Annotated in this window: 16 protein-coding genes and 1 riboswitch; of the genes, 13 read left to right on the forward strand and 3 right to left on the reverse strand. The window is 36.7% G+C overall.

Going from position 1 to position 17,745, the window contains the following annotated elements; genetic code table 11:
• Positions 1-9 precede the first annotated feature (9 nt).
• Together KEM10_RS16615 and KEM10_RS16620 are read left to right on the forward strand one after the other, a co-directional pair.
• Entirely contained in the window at positions 10-1,443 is a 1,434-nt protein-coding gene (locus KEM10_RS16615) for a hypothetical protein (protein WP_212217154.1), read from the forward strand.
• Positions 1,440-2,465, forward strand: coding sequence for an endonuclease/exonuclease/phosphatase family protein (locus KEM10_RS16620; protein ID WP_212217155.1), 1,026 nt, complete (start codon positions 1,440-1,442; stop codon positions 2,463-2,465). Before KEM10_RS16615 ends, KEM10_RS16620 begins: the two co-directional genes overlap by 4 nt.
• A gap of 123 nt (positions 2,466-2,588) precedes the next feature.
• On the opposite strand, the gene KEM10_RS16625 is transcribed toward KEM10_RS16620, so the two are convergent.
• Entirely contained in the window at positions 2,589-3,095 is a 507-nt protein-coding gene (locus tag KEM10_RS16625; protein ID WP_212217156.1) for a TrmH family RNA methyltransferase, read from the reverse strand.
• Between the two features lie 2 nt (positions 3,096-3,097).
• Positions 3,098-4,531: a CCA tRNA nucleotidyltransferase gene (locus tag KEM10_RS16630; RefSeq protein WP_244825957.1), complete on the reverse strand. Its 1,434-nt coding sequence runs from the start codon at positions 4,529-4,531 to the stop codon at positions 3,098-3,100.
• Positions 4,532-4,655: 124 nt separating this feature from the next.
• On the opposite strand from KEM10_RS16630, the gene trxA (KEM10_RS16635) reads away from it, so the two are divergent.
• From trxA (KEM10_RS16635) to KEM10_RS16685, 11 genes are all read left to right on the forward strand, one after another.
• On the forward strand, positions 4,656-5,015 hold the full coding sequence (gene trxA, locus KEM10_RS16635) for a thioredoxin (protein ID WP_212217157.1): 360 nt from the start codon (positions 4,656-4,658) through the stop codon (positions 5,013-5,015).
• A gap of 26 nt (positions 5,016-5,041) precedes the next feature.
• Complete coding sequence (gene trxA / locus KEM10_RS16640; protein WP_212217158.1) at positions 5,042-5,533, forward strand: thioredoxin; 492 nt, start codon at positions 5,042-5,044, stop codon at positions 5,531-5,533.
• Positions 5,534-5,715: 182 nt separating this feature from the next.
• A riboswitch (TPP riboswitch) is annotated at positions 5,716-5,812 on the forward strand.
• Positions 5,813-5,839: 27 nt separating this feature from the next.
• On the forward strand, positions 5,840-6,043 hold the full coding sequence (gene thiS / locus KEM10_RS16645) for a sulfur carrier protein ThiS (RefSeq protein WP_212217159.1): 204 nt from the start codon (positions 5,840-5,842) through the stop codon (positions 6,041-6,043).
• Between the two features lie 55 nt (positions 6,044-6,098).
• Positions 6,099-7,916: a phosphomethylpyrimidine synthase ThiC gene (gene thiC / locus KEM10_RS16650; protein WP_212217160.1), complete on the forward strand. Its 1,818-nt coding sequence runs from the start codon at positions 6,099-6,101 to the stop codon at positions 7,914-7,916.
• 16 nt (positions 7,917-7,932) lie between these two features.
• Complete coding sequence (locus KEM10_RS16655) at positions 7,933-8,541, forward strand: thiamine phosphate synthase (RefSeq protein WP_212217161.1); 609 nt, start codon at positions 7,933-7,935, stop codon at positions 8,539-8,541.
• Complete coding sequence (locus KEM10_RS16660; RefSeq protein ID WP_212217162.1) at positions 8,516-9,289, forward strand: hydroxymethylpyrimidine/phosphomethylpyrimidine kinase; 774 nt, start codon at positions 8,516-8,518, stop codon at positions 9,287-9,289. The genes KEM10_RS16655 and KEM10_RS16660 overlap by 26 nt, the downstream gene beginning before the upstream one ends.
• Before the next feature lie 7 nt (positions 9,290-9,296).
• Complete coding sequence (locus tag KEM10_RS16665) at positions 9,297-9,962, forward strand: thiamine phosphate synthase (protein WP_212217163.1); 666 nt, start codon at positions 9,297-9,299, stop codon at positions 9,960-9,962.
• An 18-nt stretch (positions 9,963-9,980) separates the two neighbouring features.
• A complete protein-coding gene (locus tag KEM10_RS16670; protein WP_212217164.1) occupies positions 9,981-10,751 on the forward strand; it encodes a thiazole synthase in 771 nt (256 codons plus the stop codon).
• A gap of 11 nt (positions 10,752-10,762) precedes the next feature.
• Positions 10,763-11,887: a 2-iminoacetate synthase ThiH gene (thiH, locus tag KEM10_RS16675; protein WP_212217165.1), complete on the forward strand. Its 1,125-nt coding sequence runs from the start codon at positions 10,763-10,765 to the stop codon at positions 11,885-11,887.
• A gap of 266 nt (positions 11,888-12,153) precedes the next feature.
• Positions 12,154-14,592, forward strand: a complete 2,439-nt coding sequence (locus KEM10_RS16680; RefSeq protein WP_212217166.1) for a TonB-dependent receptor — start codon at positions 12,154-12,156, stop codon at positions 14,590-14,592.
• A 227-nt stretch (positions 14,593-14,819) separates the two neighbouring features.
• Positions 14,820-16,097, forward strand: coding sequence for an L-cysteine desulfidase family protein (locus KEM10_RS16685; protein ID WP_212217167.1), 1,278 nt, complete (start codon positions 14,820-14,822; stop codon positions 16,095-16,097).
• 53 nt (positions 16,098-16,150) lie between these two features.
• Here the strand turns inward: KEM10_RS16685 and KEM10_RS16690 are convergent, their stop codons facing one another.
• Positions 16,151-17,545 (reverse strand): sensor histidine kinase, encoded by a 1,395-nt coding sequence (locus tag KEM10_RS16690; RefSeq protein WP_212217168.1) that lies wholly within the window; start codon positions 17,543-17,545, stop codon positions 16,151-16,153.
• Positions 17,546-17,745 lie beyond the last annotated feature (200 nt).

Raw genomic sequence — 17,745 nt, forward strand, 5'->3', positions numbered from 1 at the left:
GAAGTACAAATGAAGAAACATTTAAGCACTATATTATTATTTTTCAGCTTATTAGGCTTCATTTCGTGCGAGCGGGAGTTTGATTTCAGAGGCAGTGAAGAAGGGTTATCATTCTCGAATGACACCGTAATGTTCGACACTATATTCTCGTCAATAGGTTCCACTACTCAGAACTTTCGAGTATACAATCCATACAACGAAGACCTTACCATTACCAATATATCGTTAGCTGGTGGAGAAGAAAGCAACTTTAGAATAAATGTTAATGGCTTTTCTGATCATTCTGTCAATGAGATTCCAATCAGAGCCAGAGACAGCTTATATATTTTTGTTGATGTAACTATAAATCCATCTGGAGATAATGAACCCTTTATTGTAACGGACTCGATACTGTTTGAAACAAGCCAGCGAATACAGTCTGTTAAGCTTATAGCTTATGGTCAGGATATTGTTTTGATGAAACAAGAATGGTTAGAAACTCAACACCTGACAAAAGAAAAGCCATACCTGATTTATGACTATTTAGTTGTTGACTCTGCTCAAACAGTTACAATTGATCCCGGAGCCAGACTTTACTTTTATAAAGATGCCAGCTTATTAGTTTTAGGGACCCTAAATGTGGAAGGAACGACAGAAGAACCTGTTCTATTTGCCAGTCATCGCCTTGAAGATTGGTACGCAGATGTGCCTGGACAATGGGGGTATATACATCTTCTTCCCGGATCAGGTCAAAGTTCATTTGATAATGCCATTATTCGAAATGGCTTGATGGGTATTTTAGCCGATTCTGTTGGAGAAAACGAAAGCCCAATAGAAATAAGCAACACTAAAATAGAACATATTAGTACATTTGGCCTATTGGCTGAATCTTCAGTTGTTAATATGAACAATGGTGTAATCGGACAATGTGGCAACAGCTCCGTAGCTCTTACTGTGGGTGGCGAGTACGAATTTTCTCATTGCACATTTACAACTAATGAGTATTTATTTGGATCAAGGAATGGATCTAGTATTTTCCTAAATAATTACTACAAAGATGAGAATGGGAATACCCAGGTGATTCCACTTAAAAAAGCAAACTTTAATAATTGTATTATTTATGGATCTTTCTTAAATGAGTTAGATACTGATTTTGAATATCGTGATGATGAATTTCCGGAAGCAGATGTTAATTATAAATTTGATCACAGTTTGCTTAAACTAGATTCTACTTACGATACTTCAAACGAAAATATATTTGTGAATACCATTACTGACAAAGCTCCTAATTTTATCAATACAGAAGAATATAATTATCAGCTCGACACCTTATCTCCAGCAAAAGATGTAGGAAAAAGGAGTATTGCTGAACAATTCCCTGTTGACATTTTAAATATGAGCAGGTTAGATGATGATGCACCCGATTTAGGAGCATACGAGCGTCAGGAACGTAAAGACGAATGATAAAAATCACTCTAATAGCAGCCTTTTTATTTTCCATCAACATTATTGCACAAAACAATACGGGAAGCGAATTCTCAGTAATGTTTTATAATGTTGAAAACCTTTTTGACTGCGATAATGATTCTTTGACACTTGACGATGAATTTACTTACGAAGGGGATAAACATTGGAGTTATGGTAGATACAAACATAAACTCAATCAAATTAGTAAAGTAATATTAAATGTAAACAAGTGGAATACTCCAGCCATTATTGGCCTCTGTGAAATTGAAAATAAAAAAGTATTAAGTCAATTAATATACGAAACAGGCCTTAATAATATTGGCTATAAATATATCCATTATAATTCACCCGATAAGAGAGGGATTGACGTAGCTCTGCTGTATCAGAAGAACCAATTCACTCCATTAATCTCTTATCCTATATACTTATCGGATTCAACACTCCATTTTTATACACGCGATGCACTTTATGTAAAAGGCATTGCTAATAATAATGACACATTACATATCATAGTTAACCATTGGCCATCCAAACGCGGAGGCGAAAAAGCTTCAGAACAAAAGCGATTGAGAGTAGCTAAAATAATTAAATCTCATACCGACTCTATCAAAGCCGTAAACATTGATTCAAAAATAATCTTAATAGGTGATTTCAATGCTGAGCTAACAAGCACCTCACTTCAATACCTATTGGAAGATAACAGCTTTTATTCATTATTAAATCCTGATGAAATAAAATTTCAAGCCATTGGAGGTTCGCATAAATACCAGGGACACTGGTCTCTTATTGATCACATTCTTATCTCCTCAAGTTTGACGCGTAATAGCAGTGTAAATCTCACTCACAAAATAGGTCATTTAAATTGGTTGCTGGAAGATGATATCAGTTATAGTGGAATAAAACCTAAACGAACATACTCTGGTCCAAGGTATTTGAAAGGTGCCAGCGATCACTTACCTGTAATTCTCTCAATACAATATAAAAAGGATGGGGAACAAACGCTCCCCATTAACCCTTAAAAACTAACCCTAAAACAAGTGGACAAGGCCAACCTGTTTATCTTAAAATCTTAAATTTCGGAATTCTTTAGAACAAATATAGATAAATGTTTTAAAGAGCTCAATGTTTAAGGATATATTTCTTTAATTAATAATTTGCCTGTACCATTCAAATAAGCAAACACTGGCTGCATGAGATACATTCATTGATTTGATAGCTCCAGGCATGGGAATAAACCTATAATCATTACACATCTTAAGTAAATCATCACTTAAACCAAACTTCTCATTCCCCATAACAAAAGCAATTTGCTGAGGTAAAGGATCAAAGATACTGGTTGCTCCTTCAACAGTTTCAATACCTGTTAAAACATATCCATCGGGAATCAATTCTGGCAATTCATTTGTTTCTGCAAATACTATTTCAACATGTTGTATTGCAGCACCTGCCGTTTTTTTAATTTTACTATCTCTAAGTTGAGATGAATTTAGCACAATTATCTTTGAAACACCAATATTAGCACCCAAACGAATAATACTTCCAATATTTGATGGTGTTGAAAACGAGTCGGCAATAATGATTGGTTTGATATCACTAACTAATGATGGCACCTTAAAATTTGAAAAAAAATACTTCGAGTGTGTTTCCATCTTTACTTTTTTACCGGCCTTAATCCTATCTCTTCACCTTTTTTTAACAGAAGCGCAAAAGCCTCTTCATGATTATTACCTATCTCTCCGTCTAAGATAGCATCTTTTATAATCGCTTTTAAATCACCAATGGCTTTACAAGGCTCAATACCAAATGTCTTCATAATTTCCTCTCCTGTTACAGGAGGCTGAAAATTCCGAACTTTATCTTTCTCTTCAATTTCTTTTAATTTTCGGCGCACCACCTTAAAATTGCGCATATAACGCTTTACCTTCTCTGGATTTTTTGAAGTAATATCAGCTTCACACAATGTCATTAACTCATCAATATCATCACCAGCCTCAAAAAGCAACCGCCTGACAGCAGAATCTGACACAATGTCCTCACTTAATATGATAGGCCGCATATGTAAATCAACCATCTTTTGAACAAACTTCATCTTTTCATTCAAAGGCAACTTCATCCTTTTAAATATCTTAGGAATCATTTTTGTGCCAATAAAGTTATGATTATGAAATGTCCAGCCAAGCTTTTTATCGTAACGTTTTGTGACAGGTTTTGCTATATCGTGTAATATAGCAGACCAGCGCAGCCAAAGGTTATCAGTTGTTGGAACAATTCGATCTAATACTTCAAGAGTATGGTAGAAATTATCTTTATGAGCTCTTCCATCCACCTTGTCAACCCCTTTCATTGCCTGCAACTCAGGAAATATTATCGACAACAAACCAGTTAATTCAAGTAATTTAAAACCGATAGAAGGTTTTTCTGCCATTACAATCTTATTCAGCTCATCTGCTATTCTCTCACCAGAGATAATATCAATCCTTTCTTTGTTATTCTTGATCCCTTCAAAAGTCGATTCTTCAATACGAAATTGAAGCTGTGTAGCAAAACGAATGGCTCGCATCATTCGTAAGGGATCATCAGAAAAGGTTATATCCGGATCTTGAGGCGTACGAATAATTCCCTTCTGCATATCTTTCATACCATTGAATGGGTCAAGCAATTCTCCGTACGTTTCCTTATTTAAACTTAAAGCCAATGCATTTATTGAAAAATCGCGTCGGTTTTGATCATCCTCGAGAGTTCCATTCTCAACAATGGGCTTTCGCGAGTGTCGTTGATACGATTCCTTGCGGGCACCAACAAATTCAACCTCTAAATCGCGATATTTTAACATGGCCGTCCCAAAGTTTTTAAATACCGATAATTTAAGACCTCCTAATTTTTTGGCTACACTCTCCGCTAATTCTATACCGCTTCCAATTACTACCACATCAATATCTTTAGAAGGACGATCTAAAAATATATCACGAACAAAACCTCCGATCACATACGACCGTAGTCCCATTTCATCACTTATATCTCGAATTGTGTGAAAAACCGGATTCTTTAACAGTTTTTCAATCTTTATCCTGCCATTTTCTGTCATATCGCTGACAAAATTACAACTTTTTATGGCATATTGACGTTATATTGTATAAACTCAGTTTGGCACAAAACTTGATATTCATTTATCGACATTTATAGATATATTAATTTCTAAATTTAAAATTATGCTAGAGAAATTGACAAACGACACTTTCAAAACTAAAGTGTTCAATTATACAGAAAATAAAGAATGGAAATTTGAAGGTGATGTTCCATGTTTAATAGACTTTTACGCCGACTGGTGTGGACCATGTAAAGTAGTAGCTCCTATTTTGGAAGAGTTGGCACAAGAGTACGATGGAAAATTAAATGTATACAAAGTGGATACAGAAGCTGAGCGTGAGTTGGCAGGAGCTTTCGGTATCCAAAGTATCCCATCATTACTGTTTGTACCTAAAGACGGACAACCTCAAATGGCACAAGGTGCACTACCAAAAGACACTTTTGAGCAAGCTATCAAAGAAGTGTTGAAAGTGGAAAAATAAACGATAACCACATTAATATTAGTCAGATGCAAAAATTTAAGTATCCATTAATTTTGGGTATCCTATTAGTATCAGCTGTTACATTTGCAATTACATCTAAAAGCAGTAATACTAATATAGATACCACTACCGCAAGCACCTCAGAGGAAGAAGAAGGAGGAGTAATTTATTTAAGCGCACAATCGTTTAAAGAATATGTGTTTGATTACGAAAAAAATCAAACCTGGAAGTACGAAGGAAAAGTGCCTGCTATTCTGGATTTTTATGCTGATTGGTGTGGACCTTGCAAAATGTTATCTCCGGTATTGAAAGACCTTCAGAAAGAGTATGACGGAAAAATTCAGGTGTATAAAATCGACACCGAAAAAGAACGTGAGTTGGCTGCTACATTTGGAATAAGAAGCTTGCCAACCATAGTTTTTGTTCCTTTAGAAGGAGATCCACAAGCAGCTATGGGATTTAGACCAAAAGCTGATATGGAAGAAATGATAAAAGAAATACTTAAAGTTGAGAAATAGACAATTAGTTTTATAGATTTTAGGCAGTAGTCTCTTTGCAAGACGCATAAAATTCTTTTAACAAATAAAGCATTCTCAAAAAAAGCCGAAGAAAATATTCTTCGGCTTTTTTGTTTAATAAAAACATTTTCCTTTACCTTTGACTTGAAATTGTCAGACAAGACTGATAATACTCATACATATTTTAATTACAGGGGTGCCTTAAATAACAGGCTGAGATTATACCCATTGAACCTGATGCAGGTAATGCTGTCGCAGGGACGTGAATTACACCTTTCATAGGCTCCTCTCAAATTTTTTAAACAAATGACCATAACTGTAAATGGACAGGAGCATACATTTTCTGAGTCAAACACTGTATTAGATGTTCTCACACAACTGAATCAACATGATCAGGGCGGTATTGCTGTTGCTTTAAATGACTGCGTTGTTCCTAAAAGCAATTGGAACAACTCACAACTTTCTGATGGAGATAAAATTCTGATTATAAAAGCCAGTCAGGGAGGTTAAACCAAGTTTAAAATTCAACTAATACAGATTACTCCGACGATAAAAAACTAAACTAATGACACAACAAAAAATCTCACAGAAGGGAATTACCTCTGGTCCTTTTCATTCATCAAAAAAGATATATGAAAAAGGTTCCATCTTCGATATTGAGGTTGCTCACCGATGTATAGAATTAAGTGACACCAAAACATCAGAGGGAGAAATAATTAAAAATCCTCCTATAACGGTTTATGACACCAGTGGTCCGTATACCGATCCTGACTATAAAGTTGACTTAGAAAAAGGCTTACCCAAACTTCGTAAAAAATGGATTGAAGAACGTGATGACATAGAAAAGTTACCTCATCTGTCTTCAGAATACGGAAGAGAGCGCCTGAAAGATGAAGCGTTGAATCATTTGCGATTCGATCATGTAAATCATACTCCGCTAAAAGCCAAAACTGGCAAATGTGTATCGCAATATTACTACGCCTGCCAGGGACATATTACTCCCGAGATGGAGTATGTGGCTATTCGTGAGAATCAACAACTAAAAGAAGTTAAAGAGAAATATCGCCTTCATCAGGGCGAAACATTTGGGGCTAATATTCCAGAAAAAGAAATCACACCAGAATTTGTAAGGGATGAAATTGCTGCAGGAAGAGCCATTTTACCAGCAAACATTAATCACCCCGAAGCGGAGCCAATGATTATTGGTCGTAACTTTCTGGTGAAGATTAATGCCAATATTGGTAATTCTCCAACCACCTCATCCATCGAAGAAGAAGTGGAGAAAGCTGTTTGGGCTGTTCGTTGGGGAGCTGACACTATTATGGACTTATCAACAGGAAATAATATTCATGAAACCCGAGAATGGATCATCCGAAATTCACCTGTTCCCGTTGGAACGGTTCCTCTCTATCAGGCTCTTGAAAAAGTGGGTGGTGAAGTAGAAAAACTATCATGGGAAATTTATCGCGATACATTAATTGAGCAGGCAGAGCAAGGTGTGGATTACTTTACCATTCATGCCGGTTTATTAATGCGTCATATTCCAACAACCATAAAGCGTGTAACAGGAATTGTTTCGCGTGGTGGCGCCATCATGGCGAAGTGGATGTTGCATCATCATAAAGAGAATTTCTTATATACTCATTACGACGATATTTGCGACATTCTGGCAGCTTATGATGTAGGTGTTTCTTTGGGTGATGGTTTACGTCCGGGCTCTATTGCCGATGCGAATGACAGAGCACAATTTGGCGAGTTGGAAGTACTGGGTGAACTAAACAGGAGAGCTCGTGCCAAATACGTTCAAACCATTATTGAGGGACCAGGTCATGTGCCGATGCAGGCTATCAAAGAAAATATGGAACGACAGTTAAAGCATTGCGATGAAGCTCCCTTTTACACTTTAGGTCCTTTAACCACCGATGTTTCTCCGGGCTACGATCATATTACTTCGGCAATTGGAGGTGCTATGATTGCCTGGCAGGGAACAGCTATGCTTTGCTACGTAACACCTAAAGAACACTTGGGCTTACCAGACAAGCATGATGTTAAAACAGGTGTTATCACTTATAAACTGGCTGCTCATGCTGCTGATATTGCCAAAGGATTTCCGGGAGCACAGCTACGTGATTATGCTATGAGCAAAGCTCGCTTTGAGTTTCGTTGGAAAGATCAGTTTGCCTTGGCTCTTGATTCTGAAACGGCTATGAAATTTCATGATACTACTTTACCTGATGAAGGCTATAAATCATCTCACTTCTGCTCGATGTGCGGAGAAAAATTCTGCTCCATGAAATCAACTCATGAAGTTCGTGACATGGCTAAAAAAATGGAAGAACGAAAAGAAGTATTCAAGGAATCAGGCGGAGAGCTTTACTTGTAGACACTGTTATTTTTTTATGAGACCTATCGTTATTACACATCCATCGCAACTCAGCAATGAGTTTGAAGCAATTAATGCACTTTTTGAAAACGGGTTGGAGATACTTCATGTGCGCAAACCTGATTTCAATAAAGAAAAATTGCAGCAATGGATAAAATCCGTTGACGAAAGGTTTCATAAGCATATAATGATTCACAGCCATTTATCGTTAGTTGAAGAAATGAATTTGAAGGGAGTGCATTTTACATCATACAATCGTCATTTGCTTGATAAATATATAGATTGTAATTATCAGAAAAGCACCTCTACTCATTCGTTAGACGAACTAAAACAATGGGGTGAACACGTTGATTATGCCTTTTTGAGTCCTGTTTTCGAAAGCATCTCAAAAAAGGGTTACATGCCAACTATAAAACTAAATGCTATCCATAATTTTTTAGATACAAAATGCAAAGTACCTGTAATAGCACTTGGGGGAATTGATTCTCATAATGCAGATAAAGTAAAAGAGGCAGGCTTTGAGGGTCTTGCCATTTTGGGTTCGCTTTGGAGTGAATTTGAAAAAGACCACAATATTAATAAACTTATTAGACGATATAATGAAATCGCAAATAAATGGAGTTGATATGACACGACCAACTATTCTTACCATAGCAGGTTTTGATCCTAGTAACGGTGCAGGTATTGGCAGCGATATAAAAGCGATGGAGCAAAATAACGCCTATGGTTTAAGTGTGATAACAGCTGTCACTTTTCAGAATGAAAGTGAATTCCATGGTGTTCGCTGGTTGTCTTTTGATGAAATTAAAATGCAACTCGATAGCCTGGCTTCGAAATACAAACCAAAGTGCATTAAAATTGGTTTGGTCGAATCTGTTGAAGTACTTTCTGGCATTCTGGATTTTATTAACGAAAACTGGCCAGAAGCCTATGTAATATGGGACCCAATATTAAAAGCCACGGCCGGATTTGAGTTTCACAACAATATCTCAAACTCCATCAAAAATTTGCTAAAGAAAGGTATTCATCTGATCACACCCAATATTCCTGAATATAAGGAGCTATTTAAAGAATTAGATCCACAGTCCTTTGTTGATCAATTCAATTGCTCTCTACTAATAAAAGGCGGTCATTCAACAGATACATCTGTTTGCGACGAATTATATATACCTGATGAAAAACCATATTTCATTTTGTCCGATAAAGTTGAAGATAATATACAAAAACATGGTACAGGCTGTATTTTATCTTCTGTTATTGCATCTAATTTAGCGAATCAACTTTCTCTGAAAGAAGCCTGTCGCGAGGCACACTTCTATGTAAAATCGTTTATTGCAAGCACATCTGGATTACTAGGGTATCATTCAAAATAAAATTGATATGAAAACAAATATAGCACGACTTCACTTTATCACTTCACCATCTGAAAAACACAACATCCTATCGCAGATTCAGCAAGTTGTAATGGGTGGAGGTAACTGGATTCAGTTACGCATGAAAGAAGAAGCTGAAAAGGAAGTTGAAAAAACCGCCGTTCAGGCATTAAGCTTTTGCATGGACAACGGAGCGAAACTGATTATTAACGATCGGGTTGAACTGGCTGCCCGAATTGGAGCTGACGGAGTGCATTTAGGAAAAGAAGATATGGCACCTACTGAAGCTCGTGAAATTTTAGGACCTCAAGCAGTCATCGGAGGAACCGCAAATACTTTTGAGGACATCAAGAGACTGGTCTCACAAGGAGTAGATTATGTTGGCTTGGGGCCTTTCAGGTTTACCGGAACCAAGAAAAAGCTCAGCCCCGTTTTAGGCATTGAAGGATATGAACAAATAATTCAACAGTGTGAGCAGAACAACATCCATATTCCCATTATTGCTATTGGCGGATTAACTCCTGAAGATTTCAACGAACTCTTTGATGCCGGAATTTATGGTGTTGCTTTATCATCATATATTAATCAGCAAGATCAGCCTGGAGCTTCTACGCTGGAATTATTAAAGACAATTGGAAAGCTCAGCTCATCAAATTGGCGAAGAAAACATTAACTAGACTCATCAGAAAATATGTCAGAACTAAAAATTGGTAATTACACCTTCCAATCAAGGTTATTTACCGGAACTGGAAAATTTGCTTCTAACAACACCATGGAAGAAGCAATCAATATAAGCGAATCGGAATTGGTGACTGTTGCATTACGCAGGGTTGAAATAAATAATACTGCGGATGATATTCTTCAACACCTTAAGCATCCACGCATCCATCTATTACCTAATACATCGGGAGTAAGAACGGCTAAAGAAGCTGTATTTGCAGCACAATTGGCTCGCGAAGCATTGGAAACAGATCTGATTAAACTGGAGATTCATCCCGATCCTAAATATTTACTGCCCGACCCTATTGAAACATTAAAAGCAACTGAAGAATTAGCCAAACTTGGCTTCACGGTTTTACCTTATATTCAGGCCGATCCTGTTCTTTGTAAATTATTGGAAGAAGCCGGAACTTCTGCTGTGATGCCATTGGGGGCACCTATCGGTTCCAACCAGGGATTACAAACCAAAGAAATGTTGCGCATCATTATTGAACAAAGCAATGTGCCGGTTGTAGTTGATGCCGGAATTGGATCTCCTTCTCATGCTGCTGATGCTATGGAAATGGGAGCTGACGCTGTTTTGGTAAATACGGCCATTGCAGTATCGCCCAATCCTGTTAAAATGGCTCAGGCCTTTAAACTGGCTGTGGAATCGGGCAGAATGGCTTTTGAAGCTCAATTGGCCGAAAAAAACACAGGAGCGGAAGCATCCAGTCCGTTAACCGCTTTTCTTGATAATTAATCGCCATCCAAATGAATAGCTTTACTTTTAATGATGTACATGCATCCTACAATTGGGATGAATGTAAAAAAGCGATCTACAATAAAACAGCTACCGATGTTGAAAGAGCTTTGAATACCAACAAGGCTACTTTAGATGATTTCATGGCATTGATTTCGCCGGCTGCTGAACCTTTTCTGGAAAAAATGGCCCAGAAAAGCCGAAGTATTACACAACGACGCTTTGGGAAAACCATGCAGATGTATATTCCTCTGTACCTATCGAATGCATGTGCCAATGCCTGCATTTATTGCGGATTTAATCATAAAAACGACATTACCCGAATCACTTTAAACAAAGAACAGGTACTGGAAGAAATTAAAGTGATAAAAGACATGGGATTTGAGCATTTGTTACTGGTTACTGGTGAACATCCGGCTCATTGTGGTTTTGATTATTTAAAAGAAATAATTGAAATAGTTAAACCTCATTTTTCCCTTATCTCAATTGAGGTACAACCAATGGATGCTCATCAATATGAGGAATTATCTGAAATGGGAGTCCATACTGTATATGTGTATCAGGAAACCTACAACCAGGCTCAATATCCTGTTTATCATCCAAGAGGTAAAAAAGCTAATTTTGAATATCGTTTAGAGACAGGCGATCGATTGGGGAAAGCCGGCATCCATAAAATGGGATTAGGTTGTTTACTAGGCTTGGAAGATTGGAGAACCGATTCGTTTTTCACGGCCTTGCACCTCAACTATCTGGAGAAAACCTATTGGCGCACCAAATATAGCCTCTCCTTCCCTCGCCTGCGTCCACATGTTGGTTCATTTAATCCCAATCATCCTATCAACGATAAGGAGTTGGCTCAATTGATTATGGCCTATCGTATTTTCGATCCGGATGTTGATTTATCCTTATCAACCCGAGAAAATCAAATATTCAGAGATAATATGATGCAATTGGGTATTACTGCCATGAGTGCAGGATCTAAAACCGAACCCGGCGGATATGCTGTTTATAATAAGGCTTTGGAGCAATTTGAAATTGCCGATGCACGCACACCAGAAGAAGTGAGTTCTGCTATTCGAACCCAAGGTTATGAAGTTGTTTGGAAAGATTGGGATGAAGGCATGTGGGGAAGATAAAATCTTCTCCACAAACAATTGAATTTTACATTCATTTTCAATACATTGAATTGATCTTCAAAAATATTTAAGATAAAAAGGTCTTATTAAAATTTGTGAATTAATATCGGTGTTGTACATTTGCGCCGATTTAGTACAATGGGGTGCCTTAATATTACGGGCTGAGATCATACCCTTCGAACCTGGCCGGGTAATTCCGACAAGGAAAGAGTTATCTCCTTTTGATCCTCATTGCGGTATTAGTTATTAACTTAAACTGCTATTAGATGAAGAATTTATTTTTAGTATTGACATCAATACTATTGTCTGCTGGCGCATATGCGCAAAATCAAATTAATGGTAAAATAACCGACGTTAAAGGGAATCCTTTGATTGGTGTTAATGTAGTTGAAAAACATAGCTATCAGGGTACTATTAGCAATGCCAATGGAGAGTTCAGCATAAATATTTTACCGTCAGGCGATCAAACATTGGTTTTCTCTTTTATTGGGTATGAAACTAAAGAACAAAAAGCTAGCAAAAATATGCAGGTAGTTCTAGAACCCAATGTAGTTGTGACAAGCGAAGTTGTTGTTTCAGCCATTAGAGCCGGAAAAAATGACCCGGTAGCTTATTCTGAGATTTCAAAAGAAGAATTGCAGAAAAAGAATTATGGACAAGATTTGCCATTTTTGCTTGACCAGATGCCAAGTGTTGTAACAAACTCTGATGCCGGTGCTGGCGTGGGGTATACCAATCTTAGAATCAGAGGTACTGACATGACCCGAATTAACGTAACAGTTAATGGTATTCCTTTAAACGATGCCGAATCTCAAGGCGTCTTTTGGGTAAACATGCCTGATTTCGCTGCTTCTGTTGATAAAATTCAGGTACAGCGAGGTATTGGAACAAGCACCAACGGTGCCGCATCATTTGGAGCATCTATTAATTTAAACACACTAAACTCTGCATCTAAGGCAGGTGCTTTTGTGGATAACAGTTATGGATCATTTGGAACCATCAAAAACTCTGTTGCTGCGTCAACCGGATTACTTAAAAACAATATGGCCTTTGATGTAAGATTGAGTCGTATTAAATCAGACGGTTTTATTGATCGTGGATCATCAGACCTAAAATCATACTATTTTTCGGGAGGGTACTATGGTGAAAATACAACCATCAAGTTTATTAATTTTTCTGGCACCGAGCAAACTTATCAGGCATGGAATGGAGTTCCAAAAGTAAAACTTGAAAATGATCAGGCAGGAATGGAGAAATTAATATCTCACGATGGCTGGACAGATGAAGAAGCTGAAAATCTTTTTAAGTCAGATGCCAGAACATTCAATCGCTACCTTTACGATAATCAAACCGATAACTATCAACAAGATCATTACCAATTACACCTCACTCATGAAGTGAATGAGCAATTTAATTTAACTGCTGCACTTCATTACACTTATGGAAGAGGCTATTATGAATCTTTTAAGTACGATAGAAAATATAGCGATTACGATGTTGGTTTCGATTACATTGTTTTGCAACCCAACGACACGATCACAAGATCTGATTTAATACAACAAAAATGGTTAGATAATCACTTTTATGGAGCAACTTTTGCAGCCAACTATCAAAACAACAACATACACCTTATTGTAGGAGGTGGATATAACGAATATGATGGAGATCATTACGGTAAGGTTACTTGGTGGGAAACCAATAATGGAATACCCGAAAACCACGAATGGTACCGAAACAATGGTCTTAAAAAGGATTTTAATATTTATGCTAAGTTGAATTATATTCTTTCAGATGCTTTTAGCATTTACGGAGACATCCAATATAGAAATGTAAGATTTGATATGAGTGGGCTTCATGATGATTTTGCAGATTTAACCCAGTCATACAATTTCAATTTTGTAAATCCTAAATTCGGTATTAATTATCAAATAAATGATTCTCATCGTCTTTTTGCATCATTTGCCACCACGCAACGCGAGCCAACCAGAAGCGATTTCAGAGATGCGCCTGTTGATAAAAAACCTGATCCTGAGCAACTATTCGACTATGAACTAGGATATTCATTCACAAGCAATCATGCTTTCTTTAATTTGAATGCCTATTACATGAATTATAAGGATCAACTTGTTTTAACAGGTCAAATTAATGATGTAGGGGCTCCTATGATGGAAAATGTTCCGGAAAGCTATCGTGCAGGTATAGAATTAAGCGGAGGCGTAATGATACTTTCAAACCTTAATTGGACTGGTAATGTAAGCTTATCAACCAATAAAATTAACAACTTTACTGAATACGTTGACAACTGGGATACCTGGGGGCAGGAAGTAAAAAACTTAGGAAAAACAGATATTGCTTTTTCACCAGACGTAACAGCAGCCAGCCAATTTAATTACATGCCAGCAAAAGGTTTTACTGTTTCGTTAATCAGTAAATATGTAAGCGATCAATACATCGATAACACATCCAATGAAGAGCGTAAGCTTGATGCCTGGTTTGTAAATGACCTGCTATTCAATTACGATTTTACAATTAATAGCTTAGGTGATGTTACATTTGGGGTTAAGGTAAATAATTTATTCAATGAAAAGTATGAATCTAACGCTTGGGTATACCGCTACTATTATGGTGGAGAGCATAATGTGTTAGATGGTTATTATCCTCAAGCCGGTACCAACTTTATGGTGCGTCTTGCTTTGAAATTTTAAAGACATATATTTAAATATTGTGCGCCTGCTCTTAACAGAGCAGGCGTTTTTTTAGCTTCAAACACCGACAATAATTCACTGAATATCAAAACTAATTATCCGCAACACTAATAAGAATGGTCTTTCATTGCGAATAATCATATTTCTAATAATTATGGTTGTATACTTTTGTGTTCATCTCCCAAAATATGGAATATTTATAAACTGAAAGTTTATATAAAAAGATAATGAACAACACCAATCAACATTCGGCTTACATTGATATTCTTCATGAAGAATTAATGCCAGCCATGGGCTGTACTGAACCTATTGCCATTGCCTATGCTGCTGCTATGGCTAAAAAAGTACTTGATGAAATGCCTGAGCGCATTGTTATTGAAGCCAGTGATAACATCATCAAAAATGTTAAGAGTGTAGTTGTTCCAAATACCGGAAATTTAAAAGGGATTGAAGCAGCAGCTGTAGCCGGTATTATTGCCGGCGATGCAGACAAGGTTCTGGAAGTAATTTCTGTTGTTAATGATGATGAACGAGCCTCAATAAAAGAGTATCTATCGTCAAAGGATATTTCTGTTAAAGCTTCACAAAGTGGTTTAATTTTCGATATTACCATCCATGCTTATTGTGGTGATTCTTCCGTAACGGTTCAAATTTCACATTTTCATACCAATATTACACGTATTGTCAAAAATAATGAGGTATTGCGCATGAACAGCGATTGCGATGAAGTAAATATGTCAACTAAAACCGACCGATCGTTGATGACTGTGCATGGTATAATAGATTTTGCTGAGTCCGTTGACTTGGCAAAGGTGAAGGAAGCTTTGCAACAACAAATTGATTTTAATTATACCATTGCCACTGAAGGAATTAAAAACAGCTGGGGTGCAAATGTGGGAAGTGTTCTTTTAAATACCTGGGGCAACGATATAAAAAACCGGGCCCGTGCTTTTGCTGCTGCCGGATCAGACGCGCGCATGAGTGGTTGTGAGTTACCAGTTATGATTGTTTCAGGAAGCGGCAATCAGGGATTAACAGCCTCGGTTCCGGTAATTGAGTATGCCAAAGAATTAAAGGTTGATGATGATAAATTGTATCGGGCATTGTTAATTTCTAATCTGGTAACTATTCATCAAAAAACCGGTATTGGACGATTATCGGCCTATTGTGGAGCTATCTCAGCCGGTGTAGGTGCCGGAGCAGGCATTGCCTGGTTAAACGGTGGCGGATACAAAGAAATAGCTCATACCATTGTTAATGCCTTGGCAATTGTTTCAGGTATCGTTTGCGACGGAGCTAAACCTTCTTGTGCAGGCAAAATTGCTTCTGCTGTTGAAGCCGGAATTTTAGGATACGAAATGTATAAAAATGGTCAACAGTTTTATGGAGGCGACGGTATAGTTGTGAAAGGTGTTGAAAACACAATCAAAAATATTGGAAGACTAGGTAAGATTGGAATGCGTGAAACCGATCAGGAAATTATTAAAATGATGTTGGAAAATTAGCCCCTTTTTTATTGATTAAGGAGCTGGCTGCAAAAAGCACTATTTTGCCCGTATCAATTGGAAAAAAGGATACTAAAAGTTGAACCTTTATGCGGAGTACTTTCGATTTGTAATAGACAATTATTCATTTCCAGAAACTCTTTACAAATTAGCAATCCTAATCCCATCCCTCTTTCATCATTAGTTCCGTATGAAATACTTTTATTGTTTTTGAATGCATCTTTTATTGCTTGATCATCCATTCCAATTCCTGTATCAATAATATGTAATTTAAGGGAGTCATCACTCACCTCATCCTGTAGAGTAATTGATCCGTGAGAAGGAGTAAATTTAATTGCATTACTTATCAGGTTACGAATAACTGTATCAATCATATATCTATCAACCACCACCGGAATGTTGGCGGAACAATTATTTAGCAGTTTAATATTCTTATCATTCAAATTTTGACAAAACAGCTTCTGATTTGTATCTATTACTTCTTTTAGATTAAAACTTAATTTATTTGCCTCAATACTACCCGTTTGAGCTTTAGCCCAATTAAGCAAGTTCATTAATAAAACATCAATCCTATTTGCAGATTCATGAACGACTTTCAGGTATTCTTTCATCTTCTCTATTGGATAATCTTCTACATTTAACTGTAACAATTCAGTTAATCCAATAATTGAAGAGAGAGGATTTTTTACATCATGGGCTATGATAGAAAAGAACTTCTCTTTTGTAGAATTAGCTACTTCTAATTCCTTTTTCTGCTTGGAAATAATATCGATGTTTGCAATTAACTCGTCATTTAAACTCCTCATTTGTTCATTCTGAAGAGATATCTCTTTTTGTGACTGTTCCAGTTTTTCATTTACTCGATACAATTCATTGTTTTGACTAACAATGTGCCTTTCTTTCTCAATATTTATTCGATAAAACATATACGAAACGTAATAAATAATGACAAAACTTGAGATGATACACTGTACTCGTATGATATAGGCTAAATCTTCAGGATAATCCGCTATTGACATATCTGGCAAAAAACCAAATTCAGCCCCGGCGAAAAAGAACAAACTCACCGAAAAGTAAAGAACTGAAATCCATAAGCGCTCAGGACGCGCCATCGATAGTGCCAACAATGAAAATATAAGTAAAAAGTAATGAACTCCTGTTTTAGGGCCAGCAATGAAAAATGTAAGGTTTACTAAAAAAAGAACGCTTAAAATGAGAAACGAAATTCTCACCAGCAGATACTTCCCCTTTTTCAAAAACAAATATAACGCACCATGAATAATGAGATATACAAATATGGTAATACTAACAGGAAGAAACTGCTTAAATGAATAAAAGAGGTAAAACACGAGATACCCCAGATACACAAAAAACGATATAACAATGCCTTTGTTTAAAGTTAAACTTCTAAATTCCTTCTCAATATTGTCTACTGTTATACTCAACATTATCACCCCTAAAATAATGTCATTACTCAACTACATTGTAATCCCTCAATGCATATTGCAAACTCTTTCTAATCAACAATTGTTAGTAAAATAATGACTGTTCCCCTATCGAAATTCGATACGAATATTAAGCAATAGTGTTACCTAAATATGTAGTTTATTATATATTTTTCACATTCATCTTCAATTCTGAAAATCAA

The organism is Carboxylicivirga linearis (genome assembly GCF_018271995.1).
In the GTDB taxonomy this organism is placed as follows: domain Bacteria; phylum Bacteroidota; class Bacteroidia; order Bacteroidales; family Marinilabiliaceae; genus Carboxylicivirga; species Carboxylicivirga linearis.

Coding starts and splice junctions, on each gene's coding strand:
- KEM10_RS16620 (WP_212217155.1), top strand. CDS start 1,440: ATGATAAAAATCACTCTAATAGCAGCCTTTTTATTTTCCATCAACATT.
- thiS (WP_212217159.1), top strand. CDS start 5,840: ATGACCATAACTGTAAATGGACAGGAGCATACATTTTCTGAGTCAAAC.
- KEM10_RS16670 (WP_212217164.1), top strand. CDS start 9,981: ATGTCAGAACTAAAAATTGGTAATTACACCTTCCAATCAAGGTTATTT.
- trxA (WP_212217158.1), top strand. CDS start 5,042: ATGCAAAAATTTAAGTATCCATTAATTTTGGGTATCCTATTAGTATCA.
- KEM10_RS16685 (WP_212217167.1), top strand. CDS start 14,820: ATGAACAACACCAATCAACATTCGGCTTACATTGATATTCTTCATGAA.
- KEM10_RS16665 (WP_212217163.1), top strand. CDS start 9,297: ATGAAAACAAATATAGCACGACTTCACTTTATCACTTCACCATCTGAA.
- KEM10_RS16660 (WP_212217162.1), top strand. CDS start 8,516: ATGAAATCGCAAATAAATGGAGTTGATATGACACGACCAACTATTCTT.
- KEM10_RS16615 (WP_212217154.1), top strand. CDS start 10: ATGAAGAAACATTTAAGCACTATATTATTATTTTTCAGCTTATTAGGC.
- KEM10_RS16655 (WP_212217161.1), top strand. CDS start 7,933: ATGAGACCTATCGTTATTACACATCCATCGCAACTCAGCAATGAGTTT.
- KEM10_RS16625 (WP_212217156.1), bottom strand. CDS start 3,095: ATGGAAACACACTCGAAGTATTTTTTTTCAAATTTTAAGGTGCCATCA.
- KEM10_RS16690 (WP_212217168.1), bottom strand. CDS start 17,545: ATGTTGAGTATAACAGTAGACAATATTGAGAAGGAATTTAGAAGTTTA.
- thiC (WP_212217160.1), top strand. CDS start 6,099: ATGACACAACAAAAAATCTCACAGAAGGGAATTACCTCTGGTCCTTTT.
- trxA (WP_212217157.1), top strand. CDS start 4,656: ATGCTAGAGAAATTGACAAACGACACTTTCAAAACTAAAGTGTTCAAT.
- KEM10_RS16680 (WP_212217166.1), top strand. CDS start 12,154: ATGAAGAATTTATTTTTAGTATTGACATCAATACTATTGTCTGCTGGC.
- KEM10_RS16630 (WP_244825957.1), bottom strand. CDS start 4,531: ATGACAGAAAATGGCAGGATAAAGATTGAAAAACTGTTAAAGAATCCG.
- thiH (WP_212217165.1), top strand. CDS start 10,763: ATGAATAGCTTTACTTTTAATGATGTACATGCATCCTACAATTGGGAT.